This is a genomic window from Methylomonas defluvii (genome assembly GCF_033949435.1).
Lineage (GTDB): Bacteria > Pseudomonadota > Gammaproteobacteria > Methylococcales > Methylomonadaceae > Methylomonas > Methylomonas defluvii.
This window is the reverse complement of record NZ_JAXARY010000005.1, coordinates 173,467-191,198: the sequence shown is the minus strand read 5'-3', so window position 1 is coordinate 191,198 and position 17,732 is coordinate 173,467. Positions and strand designations below refer to the sequence as shown.

The following is a 17,732-nucleotide window of genomic DNA, read 5'->3' as shown; positions in this document are numbered from 1 at the left end:
CTAGCTGAAAGAGAGGTGTTAAATATTCTTTTAATTCCTTCATCCTAATCTTCTCGTTTATACCCGAAGGGTAAGAAGTAAGAAGTAAGAAGTACATTTCTTTAACTTTTTGAAAGCCTTTCAAATTTTTTTACCTAAAAATATCTCAGCCAGTCATATAAATTATTTTGATAAATTGAAGCGACGCATCAATCTGCTCTTTAATATCAATTTATAAACATACAAACAGATTACGGCACCACTAATATCAGCGACCAAGTCTAACAACTCGAAAGCACGGCTAGGATTGGATAACTGATATAACTCATCGGCCACACCAATAACTGTCACAATCAATAATGGCATAAAAAACGCTGGCAAATGCCGCCCCAAACCCAAATTAAACGAAGCCCCAAATACTAATAAGGCCAGTACGCCAAATGCCAGAAAATGTGCCACTTTATCCAGACCAGAAACTTCACCCATTATTGCAGCCGGCGGCTGTGATGATTCGATGAAAAGTATTGCTATCCATGCAACACTCGACACGATAAACACCATTGCTAAATTGCGATTTCTTTCAGTGTGAGCCATTGTCTTGTTGATTTGGGGTTAAAATCCGCGCATTTGCGGCGCCCGCTAAATGCAGAAAACTCTGTTCGAGCATGGGTACATGTGTCACAAGATGCCGCAGGTTGACTATTACGACTTCAGGATGCTCAGGGTATTCATGTGCTGTTTGGTTACGCAATTCGCGCAACAATAACCATTTGTCTACGGATGGCAATAAACCAATTTTCTCCGCCCGGTTTAGCTTATCCAGGAAAGCTTCGTGTTCCTGCCATTCTTGCAGTATTTGTAAAATTGCAGGCAATAATCTCGATCCGATAGCATCCTGCAATTTGCCGAAACGGAACACTAGTTGGTCGAGTGTACGAACTTCCGCATCGTTTAGTTCGTGGATTGCGATATCTTTAATGGCGGGGAAATTTATGGCTTCTTGCCAAGCTGCATGCAATCGCGTCTGATGCAACCAACATTCCTGTAGTGCTGGACGAAGTTTAAATTCGATGCGTTCTTGTTTATTCATAACGGAATAGCTGTCTGTTCCGCAACACGCTGAATGGGCAGTTGCTCCCGCCCCTCTGCCGGGGCAAATACTAAATCGATACGTTGGTCGCCAAGTGCCTGTTTGGCTTTGACCAGAAAACGCAGTTTGGCATCTAAGGTTTTTTCAAGGTTTTGATTAAATCCTTTTACATACAAATCTATGTCGCCGCCACGTCTAGTATCGTCGGTACGCGAGCCAAATAATTGCAAGCTTGCTTGCGTTCCAAACACGTCAGCGGCGATGCACTTTAAGATGTCGGCTTGTTGTGGCGTTAATCGCATGGTTTATGTCCGTATGTTGCAACGCCATGTATCGGCCGTGGATGTCTTTGATTCATTTCTTGGTCTCCACATTCCAGTTATCGATTTCTGTTGGGGGTTTTTAAGCTAATTGATCAGATTAGAAGAAAGTCCGTCATACCCCAATTCCGTTAAGTTAAGAAATTGTAGGTGCGAATTTATTCGCACTATGGGCACCAAAGGTCGAATAAATTCGACCCTCCAACATATTTAACTCTTAACTTAACTACATTGCCTTCATACATACCCAAAGGGCACAAAATGGAAAATTGGGGTTAGATTGGGGTTAGGGAACCAAAACGAGTAATTCACCTTAGGACGCTCTAAACAATTTGGTTCCGGTCAGCCCCTCAGAGTACAGGTGGTTCGACAGGTTACCCCGACCGGAATTAATGAAATATACTGTTCGTGGTTAGCCGGAGTAAGGACTTAGTCAGAGCTTCCTTTTTAATTCCCCTCACCCCAACCCTCTACCGCAAGGAGAGAGGGCTAAACTTAATAGCTTTCTTTTCTTCAAACGAGAGGAGCTTTTAGTCAGTAAGCCTGCTGCCCCACAAATCCTTTAAAAACAGTTAATATCACAATCTTTAAATCCAAAATGACTGACCACTGGCGGATGTATTCCAGGTCGTGATGAATTCGTCTTTCCATTTTGTCGATGGTTTCGGTTTCGCCGCGACAACCGCTGATTTGCGCCAAACCGGTGATGCCAGGTTTCATTTTGTGCCTCAGCATATAGCCCTGGATCTGTTTGCGGTAGTATTCATTGTGCGCCACTGCATGGGGCCGTGGGCCAACCACGGACATAGTGCCGCTCAACACGTTTAGAAATTGCGGTAATTCGTCTAACGAGGTACGGCGCAGAAAACCGCCCAAGGGCGTTACGCGGCTATCGTTGGCCGTGGCTTGTTTGATGCTGTCGCCATTTTCACACACCGACATAGATCGAAACTTCCAAACCTCAATCTGCTCACCCTTAACGCCGTAACGCATTTGCTTGAAAATGACCGGCCCCGGCGAAGTAATCTTGATCGCAATGGCGATGATCAGCATCGGTATCGCGATAATCGGCAGGATGATCGCGCACAAAAGTAAATCTTCAAGGCGTTTGACCGCGCCGTCCAGCGACGAATTTAACGGTGTATCGAAGACGCTGACCACCGGTATCCCTTTTACGCTGCTGAGTTTGGACTGCATCAGGTTAAAGGTAAAAAAGTCCGGGACAATGTTGACCGACACGGTGCTATCGGCCAGCTCTCGAATCAATTGGTTGATTCGCTTTTCCGCTCGCAAGGGCAAGGTGATATAGATGTGATCGATTTCTCCGCGCTGCGCTCTTTCCAATAGCTCTTTAAAGTCGCCAACGATGACGTCGACCATGTCTTCATCCTGCCTGCGCTGCTTGTTCTCGATGCGGTCGTCGAAAAAACCAACAAAGCTGTAACCCAGCCAAGGCATTTCAGTCAGCGCGGCATTTAGGCGTTTGCCTAGCGAATTGCCGCCCAAAATCGCGTAGTTACGGGTATTAAGCCCGTGCATCCGTAAATAAGACAATGTCGAGCGGCGTAGCGAGTGCAGCATAATGATGCTGAGCGGCGCCAACGGCAGCCACAATTCCAAGACTTGCCGAGAGTATTCAAAGCCAAGGTCAAATACGAAAAAACTGCTGGCAATCAGTGCAAAGGCCACTATCCACGATAATAATATCCGCACTGCATCGTCAAACAGGGGATCACCGCGCCAGCCGTGATAGATCTCTTGATGCTCGGCAAAAATACCGAACAGCACGGTACAGACAATAAATAAGCCCAGGTATTCACGGTCGAACGGCTCGCCATAGATGTGTAGCGAGACATATAGCGTGATAAAAATCAACGCGGTATCCATGGCCCGCTTAATGCTCTGCAATTCCGGCTGCAGCGGCCTGATAAATCCTTTTGGGCGAAACTGATTCATATCAAATATACTGGTTAGCTTAATGAGTTGATCATTTGCCTGCCTGATTATAGGACTTTAAGCCAAGATTATTTCAGCTTAATGAAAGTTTAATGCTACACCGGCGGTGGCATGTAATCCGTTCGGTGCCTACAAGTTTTTCACGCATGCCGCTTCTTAGTGACATCGCAGGCGCAACAATTGTTACTTAAACACCAACTGAAAAATTAACGTTGCTTGTAAACCACTTTAGCAGGTCTTGCCAAGCTCACCAATAAAAACGCTACCCTTAACCCAGTAAACAGACTATTTCATAATCCTTATGACAGAATCTTTCATATCAAATAAAGCCATTCCCGTTCGTGAACGCCTGATCATGGCGCTGGATGTTTCCAGCATTGCAGAAGCGCAAGCTTTGGTTGAAGAACTAGGTGAAGCGGTGATTTTTTACAAAGTGGGCATGGAGCTATTCATGTCGGGTGATTATTTCGGATTTATCGAATGGCTGAAGGCCCGTGACAAAAAAGTGTTTGTCGATCTTAAATTCTTCGACATTCCAGCCACGGTGGGCAGGGCAATTAAAGCGCTGAGTAACAAAGGCGTGGATCTGGCCACTATCCACGGCAACGATTCCATTATGGAAGCAGCGGCAGCAGCGAAAGGCGACTTAAAAGTGTTGGCCGTCACCGCATTAACCAGCCTGGATCGCGGCGATTTGGACGACTTGGGCTTTCAATGCGATGTGCGCGAGTTGGTGTTGTCCCGCGCTAAGCGGGCGTTGCAAATTGGTTGCGACGGTATCGTCTCATCAGGCCTGGAAGTAGCAATGATTAGGGAACAACTGGGCGAAAAGCTGCTGGTAATCACTCCCGGTATCCGGCCGGTGGATAACCGCGAAAACGATGATCAAAAACGCGCTGTCAGTGTCGAGCAAGCGATTCAAAACGGCGCGGATTACATAGTAGTGGGCAGGCCTATCCGCGACGCGACTGATCGCCGGGCGATGGCGGAAAAAATCCAGGGACAGATTGCGGCGCAGTTTGCTTGAGTATTTGCGCCAAAGCTTTCTGGAATTTTATTCTCGGTATTTCTGCTTGAAGGGCAAAAATTAAATTTGCCGGGGCTTTTAACTCCCCTCACCCCAGCCCTCTCCCAAGGGGAGAGGGGGAATACCGGTATTTTTGTTAGCTAGACTAAATTAGGATCGCCTCATCTAGCTCGGAAATATAACTCCCTCTCCCCCGGGAGAGGGCAGGGGTGAGGGAATCCAAAAAAGGCTTTTGCAATGAAAGATTTGGCCCGTTCATTACGCAAAAATCAAACCGACGCAGAACGAGTGATTTGGCAACAGCTGAGGAATCGGCAATTGTTGGGCTGTAAATTTCGTAGACAGCAGGTTATCGGCCCATTTATCGTTGATTTTGTTTGCTTGGAACCCAAGTTGGTAATTGAAGTTGATGGCGGGCAGCATGCCGAGCAACAAGAATACGATCAAAACAGAAGCCATTATTTACAGCGGCTGGGGTATCGGGTGCTGCGATTTTAGAATCATGAGGTTTTACAAAACAGGCTTGCCGTAATGGAAGTAATTCGTCTGGCTGTAATTGAGTTAAGAGAAGCTGTAAAAACCTAGCCCCCTCTTAAAGAAGACTGGGATCAGGGAATTAAAATAGTTGATCCCCTCACTCTAGCCCTCTCCCGGAGGGAGAGGAGATGCTCCAAACTTATTCGCTTTGGCCTGGAGAAGTAATAACGTCAATTCACCCCCTCTCCTGCTGGACGACTGCATGGATGTAGGATATAGGGCAACGCTGGGAGTAATTGCCGAGGGTTGCGGTGATAAGAAAAAATCAATTAACTGCCGCCCTTCACCCAAACCCAATACCATTAAGTTAAAAACGGCCAACCCCTCCTCCCTCCGGGAGAAGATTGGGATGAGGGTATCAAATAAATCTTTTGCCGTATTTATTCCCGCTAACCTTCTCCTGCTGGGGAAGGGAATGTTTCCCTAGACTTAATGACGCTGCATCCTAACCTTACCCCGTAAGTAAAGGGAATGCCCCTCTCCTGCTGGAGAGGGTTGGGGTGAGGAGAATAAAATCAATTAACTGCAGGCCCTCCCACGGAGGAAGTGGTTATTTGTTGAGCCGCCCAAAAGCGGGTGTTCGGCATCTAAAATTTAACTCCCTGCAAAAAGTGGGCATAATGCTCCGGTTTTTAATGCGCGCAACCAGCCAATGCAATGAAACCAGCGGCAAACATCTATTTGATCGGCCTGATGGGCGTGGGTAAAACCACCATAGGCAAACAGCTTGCTAAAGCCTTGCAATGGCCGTTCTACGACAGCGATAGAGTCATTGAGGAATGCACAGGGGTCGATATTCCCACTATCTTTTCCTACGAGGGCGAGGAGGGTTTTCGGATGCGCGAGCAAACCGTGATTCGGCATTTATCAGCATTGCAAGGGATAGTAATGGCCACCGGCGGCGGTGCAGTGTTATTGCCGGAGAATCGGGCAGCCATCAAGGAAAACGGCTTCGTCGTCTATTTGCACTGTTCGATAGACAAAATCCTACATCGCACCAAACACGATACGCAACGTCCGCTATTGCGTACCGAAAATCCCAGACAACGCCTGCAAACCTTGTTGGCGCAGCGCGACCCGCTGTATACGGAATGTGCCGATTTTAAAATTGATTCCGGCGTACTGCCCACTAAAACCGTGGTTAAAACCATTTTGCAGCAATATCAGGCTGCCCTAGAAGATCATGAAAGAATTGCAAGTTGCACTAAATAACGACAGAAGTTACCCGATCTACATTGGCGCCGGCTTGCTGGCTCAGCCGGAACTATTGACCAAACATATTCGCGCCAAACAGGTGCTGATCGTTTCCAACGAGACTATCGCGCCACTGTATCTGGCCAAATTACAGATAGCATTGGGCGACTATCAAGTCGAAACGGCCATCCTGCCGGACGGCGAGCAATACAAAACGTTGCAATATTTGGAGAAAGTCTTCGATCAATTGCTTGCCAAAAAATTTAGCCGCAATTCCACCTTGATTGCCTTGGGTGGCGGCGTGATCGGCGACATGGGCGGCTTTGCGGCGGCCTGTTATCAACGCGGCATTGCTTTCATCCAGATTCCCACCACTTTGTTGGCTCAGGTCGATTCCTCGGTGGGCGGTAAAACCGGTGTGAACCATCCGCTGGGCAAGAACATGATAGGCGCGTTTTACCAGCCGCAATGCGTGATTGCCGACGCCGATGTACTGGACACCTTGGACGACAGACAGCTGTCCGCCGGTTTGGCGGAAGTGATCAAATATGGCCTAATTCGCGACCCGGATTTTTTGCAATGGCTGGAAGCGAATATACCGAAATTGCTGGCTCGCGACAAAGACGCCTTGGCTTATGCCATTGAGCGTTCCTGCATCAATAAAGCGGAAGTGGTTGGTGAAGACGAATTCGAATCCGGCGTACGCGCCACTCTAAACTTGGGCCACACCTTCGGCCATGCTATCGAAACCGGCAGCGGCTACGGCCATTATTTGCACGGCGAAGCAGTGGCAATCGGCACTTGTTTTGCCGCCGATTTATCGCGGCGTCTGGGCTGGCTGAACGATGCCGACGTTAAGCGGATTATCGACGTTTTCCAGGCCGCCAAGCTACCCGTGACACCGCCTACGGAAATGACGACCGAACAATACGTGGATTTGATGGCGGTCGATAAAAAAAATGTCGACGGCAAAATCCGCGTGATTCTGTTGGAAGCGGTCGGCAAAGCCTCTCTCCCCGTCAACGTCGATCTGGCGCAATTGCAGGCAACTTTGAACGGCTATGTTGGATAACGACGACCTGACTTATAGTTACCAAAAACGCTCGGTGGCCAACAACGCCGAACGGACCTTGATTACGCTGGAGCGCTCGCAGAAACTGGATTTGCTGCTGCACTTGCTGGCCAATTTGCAGCAATCGCTGATCGTCTGCGGCCCGGAAGGCATCGGTAAAACCACCTTATTGGAAACTGTCCGGCAAAATCGCAAAGATATGTGGGAAGTCGTGTTGTTGCCGGCTTCACCAGACTCCAGCTTCGAAAGCCTGATCAACGATTTGTTGCGCGGCCTGAACATCGCCAAAGGTTCCGCTTTCGATTTAAGCGCACTACGCGACAAATGCGCCAGACAAAAGGTAGTGCTGCTGATTGATGATGCCGGCAATTTGGTACCCGGCCTGATGACGATGCTGATCGAATTTGCCGACTCGCTACCGGGCTTGCGGCTGGTGTTGGCGATGAATCACGATCAATTCCACATCAAAAGCGGTACCGACAAATTGGTGGAGGAGTGCCATTTCATCGAACTGCCGCCGCTCAGCAAAAAACAATGTGGCGAATATTTACAAAACCTGTCGGCGCAACCGGGCGCAGTGGTCTCGTTTAACGCCATCAGCGACAGCCTGATCGAGGATTTATATCGCGCCAGCAACGGCATCCCCGGCAAAATACTCGCGCAATTGCCTAAATTCGCTCATTCCCAAAGCCATAAACGCAGCAAACTGGGCTTATGGCTGGCAATCGCCGGTGTGCTAGCCGGTGCCGGCTATGCGCTGAAATCTTTATTACCGCCGGATATTGTCACCGGGCAATCCGCCGGCAACCTGCCTATTGCTGTTTTAACCGAAAGTGTCGACAAACCTGCCGCCGAAAACACAAGCGCTCCGCAGCCGACATCTACTCCGGCAGTCGAAACCGTCCTGGCACCGCCACAGATCGTTCCACCACCCGATCCCAAAGCGCCGGAATCGTCGCCGACAATCGTGTCTGCCGCCCTCAGCCCGGCAAACAATACAGTGGAGTCAAGCCGTGCACTGATCGAAGCCGAAGTGACCGGCCAAGCTCCGCTCCGCTCTGCCGACACCGAATCGTCAAATAATTCAACAACACCCAGCCCGAAAGCACCGAGCAAACCGTCGCCCGAGACCATAAGCACGCAGCCAAGCACTCAGAGCATTGTTGCCGACAAACAGACGGCGCCCGCGAAAGGACCAAACCCTGAGCAAGCCAAGCCCGAGCAGCAAGCTGAAAAACCGTTGCCAGCCAACGCTGCGCCGGCCGAGGAGATAGCGCCGGTTGCTGTGCCAACCCCGGCTAAACCCGTCGAACATAAACCCGCCAAACCCGCCTTCGAAGGTAGTGATCAGGACTGGATCATGGCGCAACCAGCCAACAACTTCACGCTGCAAGTCATGGTGCTGTCCACTAAAGATGCGGCACTACGTTTTCAAAAAAAATACGCCGATTACCGCGACGGCCTGAAGTTCTACCCCATCAAACAGGGCGAACAGGAAAAATACGTGGTAATTTACGGCTCTTTTCAATCTGCCGCCGAAGCGATACAGCTTAAAGCCGTTATGCCCGGCGAGTTTAAGCAGGCCATGGAAAAACGCTTCCGGGCCGTGCAAAAAGAAAGCCGCCGCTGATTCTCATCCCAATCGAAACGAATGACCAACTTACAAAACGATTTATTCTTAAAAGCCCTGTTAAGACAGCCCGTCGACCGCACCCCCGTCTGGATGATGCGCCAAGCCGGACGTTATTTACCCGAGTACCGGGAAGTACGCACCAAGGCCGGCAGCTTCATGCAGCTTTGTACCAACCCTGAATTGGCCTGCGAAGTGACGCTGCAACCGCTGGAGCGTTTTAACTTCGACGCCGCGATCTTGTTTTCCGATATTTTGACCATCCCCGACGCCATGGGCTTGGGTCTCTCGTTTGCCGAAGGCGAAGGCCCGCAATTCGCCAATCCGGTCAGAACCGCCGCCGACATTGCCAAATTACCGATTCCCGATCCGGAAACCGAATTGCGTTATGTGATCGACGCCGTGCGCTTGATCAAAACCAATCTGCACGGCAAGGTACCCTTGATTGGCTTTTCCGGCAGTCCCTGGACGTTGGCGACTTACATGGTGGAAGGCAAAAGCAGCAAGAGCTTTCAAAAAGTGAAAAGCCTAATGTTCGAACAGCCGCAACTGATGCATCAAATGCTGGATAAGCTGGCGCAGTCGGTAGCCGCCTATTTGAATGCGCAAATTGCCGCCGGCGCTGACGCGGTCATGGTGTTCGATACCTGGGGCGGCATGCTCAGCCATAACGATTATCTGGAGTTTTCGTTGCGCTATGCGCGGCAAGTGCGCGAGCTATTGAACACGCGTCGCGACGGCCGGCAAATTCCGACCATATTATTTACCAAGGGCGGCGGTCTATGGCTGGAAGCGATGGCCGACACCGGCTACGACGCGCTGGGCCTGGACTGGCAAACCGACATCGGCCAAGCCCGCACCCGCGTCGGCGACCGGGTAGCGTTGCAGGGCAACATGGATCCGATTACTTTGTACGCGCAACCGGAAGTGATCCGCGAAAAAGTCGGCAAAGTGCTGCAAGGTTTCGGTAATGGCTCAGGACATGTGTTTAATCTGGGCCACGGCATTTTGCCGGACATTAATCCGGAACACGTCAAAGCCATGGTCGATGCGGTGCGGGAATTGAGTCCGCAATATCATCGCTAAATAAGGGCGTTTATACTTGAGGGCAATGCCGCTAAGTTACGCCTACCTCTCCCTTGCACCCACAGGGCATAAAGGAGAGGGCTGGGGTGAGGGGTGTAAATAATTGATTTTAATCTCCCTCATCCTAACCTTCTCCCGGCGGGAGAAGGAATTATCTACCTCAACTTTGCGGTATTGCTCCGGGATTAGAGGACCAATTGCGGAGTTTTACGATTCGCTGAATAATTTGCAGCCATCCAAATTTCCAGCATTTATCAATTTGTAACATTCTCGACATGTGGATTCAAAAACGCATCCAGCTAGCCGCGAAACCGCGTGGCTTTCATTTGATCACCCGGGAAATCGTCAGTCAGCTAGCCGAACTGGATAAAATTGAAATAGGCTTGGCCCATGTGTTTTTGCAACACACCTCGGCATCGCTGGCCATCAACGAAAATGCGGATGCGGATGTACGCCGGGACCTGGAAAGTTATTTCTCCCGGGCGGTAGCGGAAAATGAACCATACTACCGGCACACACTCGAAGGGCCGGACGACATGCCTGCCCATATAAAAACCGTTATATTGGGCAGCTCGCTAAGCATCCCGATCAGCGACGGCCAATTGGCCTTGGGAATTTGGCAAGGCATTTACTTATGCGAGCATCGCAATCGTGCCGGCAATCGCACCATCATCGTAACGCTACACGGCGAATAAAGAGGTATTTATGAACGCATCGAAATCAATCATGTTATTACTGGCGGCTCTCAGCCAAAACCTTTCCGCTGAAGAAGCAGGCAAGCCGCTGGAAATGACAGTCTATCGCAGCCCCACTTGCGGCTGCTGCGGTAAATGGCTGGAACATGCCAAACAAAACGGCTTTAAAATCAACGATGTGGTTAGCGACGACATGGAAACCATCAAAGCCCGTTTCGGTGTCCCCGAGAAGCTGGCGTCCTGCCATACTGCTGTCGTGGACGGCCACGTGATCGAAGGCCATGTGCCTGCTACCGATATTCAAAAGCTTTTGCAAAGCAAATCCAACATAGTCGGTATCGCCGCGCCGGGCATGCCGATGGGCAGCCCCGGCATGGAAATGGGCGGGCAGCAAGATGCGTACAAGGTGGTTTCCTTCGATAAAGAAGGTAAGTATGAAGTGTTTGCAGAGCATGGCAGCAAGCAATAACTCAACTTACGTACTCTCGCCGTCCGTTTAAATCGCTGCCAACCATTATGTCTTTTCGCCAACATATAGCATGACTAAGGCCCTCGTCACCGGTGCCAGCGGTTTTATCGGCGCGCACCTATGCCAAGCCTTGGTCAATCAGGATTATACGGTCAGAACATGCGGCCGCGCTGGGAATGGTGAGAACAACATCGCCTTGGATTTGGCAGCACTGGGAGCTTGCCCCCCGGAGTTGTGCGCCGACATAGACGTGGTGTTTCATCTGGCCGGCAAAGCCCACGCCTTGGCGGAAAGTCGGCAGGATGAGGCCGAATACCGGCAAATCAACACCGAAGGCACGCGCAAACTGCTGGAAGCCGCACAACAGGCCGGAGTGAAAGCCTTTGTGTTCTTCAGCAGCGTTAAAGCCGTCAGCCACACTAGCCGACAAGTCATGGATGAAACGGTCAACGCCCCCGCCTCAGATCCCTACGGTTTATCCAAATACGAAGCCGAACAACTGGTGCTGAACGGCGGCTACGTCCCGCATCCTGTGGTGTTACGGCCCAGCATGGTCTACGGCGACACCGGGAAAGGCAATCTGCCGCGCATGATCCACGCAATTCGCCGCGGCATATTCCCGCCGCTACCGGAATCCGGTAACCAGCGCTCCATGGTGCATGTCGATGATGTGGTGGCATCGGCATTGTTGGCTGCAGAAAATCCCGAAGCAGCCGGGCAGGTTTATATAGTCACGGATCAACAAAGCTATTCTACCCGGCAGATTTACGACGCGATCAGAGCCGCGCTCGGCAAGCGGCCTGTCGTCTGGTCGATACCGATGCCATTGCTAACCAGCTTAGCCAAATTGGGCGATGGCTTTGGCCGGCTGACGGGGCGACGCTTTCCTATCGATAGCGATAGCCTGGAAAAATTAACCGGTTCGGCGTGGTATTCGTCTGCTAAAATCGCCCGCGAATTGGGTTTTCAACCTCGCCAAACTCTCTGGAAAGCCCTGCCCGATATTATTCGCCATCTAAGTTAATCTAGCGTGCTACTGCTTTTTACTGTTACCTTGCTGCTCGCCGCCGTATTGACCGGCCTGATTCGCCGTTACGCCTTAACTTACAAGGTGCTGGACATTCCCAACCAACGCAGCTCACACAGCGTGCCAACCCCGCGCGGCGGCGGCTTGGCTATCGTGCTGGCCTTCAGCGTGGCGATGCTCCGGTTGTTTTTTGACCGGCAACTGACTGGCACTTCCCTGGCCTTGTTGGGCTCCACGCTATTGATAGCCGCTATCGGCTTTTGTGACGATCACGGCGAAGTGGCCGCGCGCTGGCGTTTCTTGACGCATTTACTGGCGGCGATCATCGCCCTGGAATTGTTGGGCGGCCTTCCCGTGGTATTGGTCCCCGCGCCATTCGACGCTCTCTTCGGGCGCTTAAGCGTCAATCCAGGCTGGTTGGGCTACCCCTTGGGAGCACTGTTTTTGGTGTGGAGCTTAAACCTGTTCAATTTCATGGACGGTACCGACGGCATTGCCAGCTCGGAAGCGCTGTTTGTATCCTCGGCATTGGCGGGCTATCTGTTTTTTATCGACCAAAGCTTATGCGGTGTTGCCTTGAGTTTGACGGCGGCGTGCGGCGGCTTTTTGCTGTGGAATTGGCCGAAAGCGAAAATCTTCATGGGCGATGTCGGTAGCGGCTTTATCGGGCTGTTGCTGGGTTTATTAATTTTACTGGCCGCACAACAGGCCGCCGTTCTGCTGTATTGCGGGCTGATTTTATTCGGTGCGTTTATCGTGGATGCCAGCTATACCCTGGCGGTCAGAATGTTCAGCGGACAAAAATGGTACGCGGCGCATTGCTCGCATACCTATCAGCATGCAGCCAAACGTTACGGACATTTGCCGGTGTTATTGGCAACCTGGGCAATTAATTGCGGTTGGCTGCTGCCTGTCTCCCTATGGATATTCAAGCATCCCAGCCATGCTTTGGCCGGCGTTATCGTGGCTTATCTGCCCTTAATCTATCTGGCTTACCGGTTTAAGGCCGGCAAATCCGAGTGGGTTATTTCGTGACCTTAAGATTCCGCTCCCGCACCACCATCTTTTTGCACGATCTGGCCATGATCCCGTTAGCGTGGTTCGGCGCTTACTGGCTACGCTTTAATCTGCAAAACATCCCGGACGAATTTTTTTATTCGGCCTTATTGTTCCTGCCTTGGGTCATAGCCATCCAAGTCAGTTTATTCTGGGTGTATGGTTTGTACCGCGGCGTTTGGCGGTTTTCCTCGCTGCCGGACCTGATCCGCATCGGCAAAGCGGTGTTGACCGGGATTTTTTTTATTGCCTCCGCCTTGTTTTTATACGACCGCCTGCACGGCGTGCCGCGTTCGGTCGTCCCCCTTTACGTGCTGATCCTGTTTTCCTTGCTCAGCATTCCGCGTTTGGTATATCGCTTTTGGAAGGAACAGACGTTCGCGGAGCGCGTGGGTAAGCGCGCATTGATCGTCGGTGCCGGTTCCGCCGGCGAAATGCTGGTGAGAGATTTATTGGCCAATGTCGATAGCGATTATGTGCCGATAGTGTTCGTCGACGACAACCATGGTAAATACAAGCGCGAAATTCGCGGCATCCGCGTCGCCGGCACGGTCGAGCAAATTCCGGAGTTAATCGAACGCTGGAATATCGAAACAGTGCTGATTGCCGTGCCGTCCGCCAGCGATCAGCAAATGCGCCGGATCGTGGAAATCTGCGAAAACTGCTCGGTGGATTTTCAGACCCTACCCTCGGTCAAAGAATTGCTGAGCGGCGCGGTCACCACCGCCAATCTACGTAGCGTTTCCATCGAAGATATTCTGGGGCGCACGCCGGTGAAGCTGGATTGGCCCGGCATTAAAAACCATCTACACGACAAAGTCATTTTGGTGACAGGCGGCGGCGGTTCGATAGGTTCCGAGCTTTGCAAGCAACTGGCGAGAGCCCAGCCGCGCAAGCTGATCGTATTCGATCAGTGCGAGTTTAATTTGTACAAAGTCAACGCCGACTTGAATCGGCTGTTTCCGGAGTTATCGCACCAAGCGGTGTTGGGCGATGTCGCCGATCCCGTTGCGGTGCAGCAATTAATTGCCGGGCAAAAACCGGAAATCGTGTTTCACGCCGCCGCTTATAAACATGTGCCTTTGCTGGAAAATCAGATCCGCGAAGCGGTGCATAACAACCTGATCGGCACCAAAATCCTGGCGGAAGCGGCGATTGCCGCCGGTGTGGCGCGCTTTGTATTAATTTCCACCGATAAAGCCGTCAATCCGACCAACGTGATGGGCGCCACCAAGCGGGCGGCGGAAATCCTCTGCCAAAACCTGAATCAGACCGGCAGCACTCGCTTTACCACGGTACGCTTCGGCAACGTGCTCGATTCGGCCGGTAGCGTGGTGCCGCTGTTTAGAGAGCAAATCAAGGCCGGCGGCCCTATCACGGTGACGCATCCGGATATTACCCGCTACTTCATGACGATTCCGGAAGCTTGTCAGTTAATCATGCAAGCGGAAACCATAGGCCAGGGCGGCGAAGTGTTTGTATTGGATATGGGCGAACCGGTCAAAATTACTTACCTGGCGGAGCAGATGATCCGGCTGAGCGGCAAAGTCCCGAATAAAGACATTGCCATTAAGATTGTCGGCTTGCGGCCCGGCGAAAAACTCTACGAAGAATTATTCCACGATCAGGAACAATTAATGGCAACCAGCCATGCGAAATTGCGCCTGGCCAAAGCCCGACTCTACGACTCGGTGGAATGGGCTAAACAGATTGAGGATTTGCAGAAGCAGTGCCAGAGCTACGATAACCAACAGCTGTTGGCCGGTTTGAAGCAGTTGGTCCCCGAATTTACGAATACGCCGACGGCTTAAATATCAGCGCTAAAGATCACTCGCTCCAGGCAATGTCATTGAGCTAAGCCCCCTCCTGCTGAAAAAAGCTATAGGGTTCTTAACTTTTCAGAGATCCACCTATCCGATAGCAATACAGCTTGGTTTTGCGGCTATCGTTCAGTTCGAGCACCGATTCGGGGTGGCTATCCGGTATCGGAAAAGAAGACGAGATAAACAAACAGCCGGCCCGCATTTCTCGCCGGACTTTTTCGCCGATTTTCGCCATCACCAGCGGCGACAGGAAGGCGAACACCACATCGAACCCGCGTAAATCCTGCTCCCAAAAACTGTATCTGCCGACCTGGACATTAGCCAGATTGCGGCAACGCCATCTTGCCAGCAGCCAGGGCAGCGGCGCCCGCTCCAAGGCCACCACAACCATGTCCGGCCGGGCTTTTGCAAGCGGCACGACAACGGTAGCCAGACCGGCGCCAATATCGATAAACGCTTGCGCCTGCTCGCGGCTTACTATTTCGATCAGCGCCTCGCTGACTGCGGAAGAGGACAAGAACAACGGTACATCGCCTTTCACTGTACCCCAAAATAATAGGGTCAGCAGCAGCAATGTCAGCAGATACAGCCAAGCAGGCACTTGCCAGCTCAGCCCCATTAACACGGTCGGCAAAAATAGCAAATGAATCGGCAGCCACCAGACAGGCTGGCGAAAACCGCGAGAGAACAGTGCGGCCAAGCCGGCCTGAATAGCGACAGCTTGCCAAACGCTAACGGGCAGGATTTGTGCGCGTAAGCCCATCACAGCGACACAGGCCATTAGCTGACTCAGGAGAGCCTTGAATAACTGCATCAGATCCTTACCGTACGTTCAGCCTAGTACTGACCGGGCCAAATTAATGCGCAGCGCCGTCCGCCCCTGTAATTTTGGTATTTTGCTGAATAGTCGGCGATATGGCCGGCAAACCGGGCACAGAGGTATCGCTGCTGCCGGGCTTATCTTCAGCGCCATCGTGCAGCACCTGATTTTCGGTCTTTTTATTCATCACGACGATGGAAATCCGCCGATTCATCGGATCGTTAGGCACGTCGCCCTTGTAGGGAATACTGGATGCCAAGCCGACCACGCGCAACACCTTGTCTTCACTGAGTCCGCCTTGGGTTAACTCACGGCGCGCCACATTGGCCCGATCGCTGGATAGCTCCCAGTTGGAATAACCGGTGCGATTGCTGGGAAACGGCAATGCGTCGGTATGGCCGTTGATGGTGACTTTGTTGGGTAATTCGTTGATCACCGGTGCCAACTCGCGCAGGATGGCTTGCGCATAGGTTTCGATACCGGAACTGGCCAGTTTGAACATCGGCCGATTTTGCGCATCGATAATCTGGATTTTCAAACCCTCCGGGGTGGTTTCCAGCTTGATCTGATCTTTATATTCCGCCAACTTGTCATTGGCTTTCAGCATGTCCTCGATTTTTTCCTGCAATTTTTCCAGCTTGAGTTTTTCCTGCTCTTCCGCCAGTTTTTCAATATCCTCAGGCGTTGGCTCGGCCGGGGTATTTTCCCCTTGATGCACTTGCCCCTCGTCTTGCGATTTCAAGTCCTGGCCGCCGGCCTGGATGATGCTGGTCCGGTCGCCGGAGCCCTCACCGGGGTTACTGACAATCGCGACGCCAAACGGGTTTTGGAAATATTCGGAAATGCCTTTTTTAGTTTTCTCGTCGGTGGAACCGAGTAACCACATCAACAGAAAGAAAGCCATCATCGCCGTCACGAAGTCGGCATAGGCAATTTTCCAGGCCCCGCCGTGGTGCCCACCGTGACCACCCTTCTTGATTTTCTTGATGATTATGGGTTGTTCGGCCATTGTCGTTTACCTTATTTGCCGGCTTTCAATTGTTCTTCCAGCTCGGTAAAGGTCGGCCTGGCATGATGAGGAATCGCGGTACGCATGAATTCCACCGTCATGGCCGGCGAAGTACCTTTCGCGCAATTCAGCAGGCCTTTTTGCGTGCATTTATAGGCGTTGCTTTCTTCTTCCAGCCGCGCTTCCATGACCGACGCTACCGGGCCGATAAAGCCGTAAGACACCAAAATACCCAGGAAGGTACCGACCAGCGCCGCCGCGATCAGTTTGCCCAGTTCCGCCGGCGGAATACCCACCGATTCCATCGTATGTACCACCCCCATTACCGCCGCGACGATACCGAAAGCCGGCATGCCGTCACCGACTTTTTGCACGGCTTTGATCGGCTCGTTGCCTTCGGCGTGGTGTACTTCGATTTCCGCGTCCATGATGTCTTCCAGTTGGTTGACATCGACACCGGTCAGGATCAGCCTGAGCTTGTCGCAAATGAACTCCATCAGATGGTGATCGTGGACGATTTTTTCACCGAATATGGAGCTACCCTCCGGATCGTCCACCACTTTTTCCAGGGACAACAAACCTTCCTTGCGGGCCTTCTGACTCAGCGCGTTAAAGCTCATCAGCAGCTCCATATAGTACTCCTTGGTGTAGGTACTACCTTTCAGCGTGGCGGTTCCGCCGGCCATCGCCGCTTTACTGGTGGCCAGCGAGTTACTGGCCAGGAAGGAACCGAAGGCGGCACCGACGATGATCAGCACCTCAACCGGCTGCCAAAGCACGCCCAGATGGCCGCCGGCCATCAAAAAGCCGCCCAATACACAGCCTAAAATAATCACATAACCAATGATTACAAACATGGTTGCCTCTAAAAAACTAAAAGTTAATTATAAAAATCAAACTTACCCTGGGTTCGCTACCTTTACCGGCCGCCATGTAAGTTGC

The 17,732-nt window shown here is 51.6% G+C and carries 18 protein-coding genes; 11 read left to right on the top strand and 7 right to left on the bottom strand.

The features are described from left to right. Window positions 1-162: 162 nt before the first annotated feature. The 4 genes from QLH52_RS07600 to QLH52_RS07585 form a co-directional block, all read right to left on the bottom strand. Entirely contained in the window at window positions 163-573 is a 411-nt protein-coding gene (locus QLH52_RS07600; RefSeq protein WP_319961119.1) for a VanZ family protein, read from the bottom strand. Beyond that, window positions 560-1,069 (bottom strand): hypothetical protein, encoded by a 510-nt coding sequence (locus QLH52_RS07595; RefSeq protein ID WP_319961118.1) that lies wholly within the window; start codon window positions 1,067-1,069, stop codon window positions 560-562. Before QLH52_RS07595 ends, QLH52_RS07600 begins: the two co-directional genes overlap by 14 nt. Next, window positions 1,066-1,371 (bottom strand): hypothetical protein, encoded by a 306-nt coding sequence (locus QLH52_RS07590; protein ID WP_064037222.1) that lies wholly within the window; start codon window positions 1,369-1,371, stop codon window positions 1,066-1,068. The genes QLH52_RS07595 and QLH52_RS07590 overlap by 4 nt, the downstream gene beginning before the upstream one ends. A 552-nt stretch (window positions 1,372-1,923) precedes the next feature. Further along, window positions 1,924-3,345: an undecaprenyl-phosphate glucose phosphotransferase gene (locus tag QLH52_RS07585; protein ID WP_319961117.1), complete on the bottom strand. Its 1,422-nt coding sequence runs from the start codon at window positions 3,343-3,345 to the stop codon at window positions 1,924-1,926. A gap of 301 nt (window positions 3,346-3,646) precedes the next feature. Here QLH52_RS07585 and pyrF point away from each other — a divergent pair, with 301 nt between their 5' ends. The 11 genes from pyrF (at window position 3,647) to QLH52_RS07530 (ending at window position 14,949) form a co-directional block, all read left to right on the top strand. Further along, on the top strand, window positions 3,647-4,372 hold the full coding sequence (gene pyrF / locus QLH52_RS07580) for an orotidine-5'-phosphate decarboxylase (RefSeq protein ID WP_319961116.1): 726 nt from the start codon (window positions 3,647-3,649) through the stop codon (window positions 4,370-4,372). A gap of 237 nt (window positions 4,373-4,609) precedes the next feature. After that, window positions 4,610-4,870 carry an endonuclease domain-containing protein gene (locus QLH52_RS07575; protein ID WP_319961115.1) on the top strand — a complete coding sequence of 87 codons (261 nt, stop codon included), beginning with the start codon at window positions 4,610-4,612 and terminating at the stop codon, window positions 4,868-4,870. Between the two features lie 696 nt (window positions 4,871-5,566). Then, window positions 5,567-6,121, top strand: a complete 555-nt coding sequence (locus QLH52_RS07570) for a shikimate kinase (protein WP_319961114.1) — start codon at window positions 5,567-5,569, stop codon at window positions 6,119-6,121. Beyond that, window positions 6,093-7,175, top strand: coding sequence for a 3-dehydroquinate synthase (aroB, locus tag QLH52_RS07565; RefSeq protein ID WP_319961113.1), 1,083 nt, complete (start codon window positions 6,093-6,095; stop codon window positions 7,173-7,175). Before QLH52_RS07570 ends, aroB begins: the two co-directional genes overlap by 29 nt. Then, window positions 7,165-8,805: an AAA family ATPase gene (locus tag QLH52_RS07560; RefSeq protein ID WP_319961112.1), complete on the top strand. Its 1,641-nt coding sequence runs from the start codon at window positions 7,165-7,167 to the stop codon at window positions 8,803-8,805. Before aroB ends, QLH52_RS07560 begins: the two co-directional genes overlap by 11 nt. Window positions 8,806-8,826: 21 nt before the next feature. After that, a complete protein-coding gene (hemE, locus tag QLH52_RS07555) occupies window positions 8,827-9,891 on the top strand; it encodes a uroporphyrinogen decarboxylase (protein WP_319961111.1) in 1,065 nt (354 codons plus the stop codon). A gap of 275 nt (window positions 9,892-10,166) precedes the next feature. Beyond that, window positions 10,167-10,586: a secondary thiamine-phosphate synthase enzyme YjbQ gene (locus tag QLH52_RS07550; RefSeq protein WP_033158212.1), complete on the top strand. Its 420-nt coding sequence runs from the start codon at window positions 10,167-10,169 to the stop codon at window positions 10,584-10,586. 10 nt (window positions 10,587-10,596) lie between these two features. Then, the gene (locus tag QLH52_RS07545; RefSeq protein WP_033158213.1) at window positions 10,597-11,055 is read left to right on the top strand and encodes a DUF411 domain-containing protein; all 459 of its coding nucleotides are present in this window, start codon (window positions 10,597-10,599) and stop codon (window positions 11,053-11,055) included. Window positions 11,056-11,125: 70 nt separating this feature from the next. Further along, window positions 11,126-12,079 (top strand): NAD-dependent epimerase/dehydratase family protein, encoded by a 954-nt coding sequence (locus QLH52_RS07540; RefSeq protein WP_033158214.1) that lies wholly within the window; start codon window positions 11,126-11,128, stop codon window positions 12,077-12,079. 6 nt (window positions 12,080-12,085) lie between these two features. After that, complete coding sequence (locus tag QLH52_RS07535) at window positions 12,086-13,117, top strand: MraY family glycosyltransferase (protein WP_319961110.1); 1,032 nt, start codon at window positions 12,086-12,088, stop codon at window positions 13,115-13,117. Further along, window positions 13,114-14,949: a polysaccharide biosynthesis protein gene (locus QLH52_RS07530; protein WP_319961109.1), complete on the top strand. Its 1,836-nt coding sequence runs from the start codon at window positions 13,114-13,116 to the stop codon at window positions 14,947-14,949. Before QLH52_RS07535 ends, QLH52_RS07530 begins: the two co-directional genes overlap by 4 nt. 79 nt (window positions 14,950-15,028) lie before the next feature. Here the strand turns inward: QLH52_RS07530 and QLH52_RS07525 are convergent, their stop codons facing one another. The 3 genes from QLH52_RS07525 to motA form a co-directional block, all read right to left on the bottom strand. Then, window positions 15,029-15,742: a class I SAM-dependent methyltransferase gene (locus QLH52_RS07525; protein ID WP_319961108.1), complete on the bottom strand. Its 714-nt coding sequence runs from the start codon at window positions 15,740-15,742 to the stop codon at window positions 15,029-15,031. Window positions 15,743-15,818: 76 nt separating this feature from the next. After that, the gene (motB, locus tag QLH52_RS07520; protein ID WP_171696860.1) at window positions 15,819-16,790 is read right to left on the bottom strand and encodes a flagellar motor protein MotB; all 972 of its coding nucleotides are present in this window, start codon (window positions 16,788-16,790) and stop codon (window positions 15,819-15,821) included. A gap of 11 nt (window positions 16,791-16,801) precedes the next feature. Further along, complete coding sequence (motA, locus tag QLH52_RS07515; protein ID WP_033158218.1) at window positions 16,802-17,647, bottom strand: flagellar motor stator protein MotA; 846 nt, start codon at window positions 17,645-17,647, stop codon at window positions 16,802-16,804. Window positions 17,648-17,732: the final 85 nt, after the last annotated feature.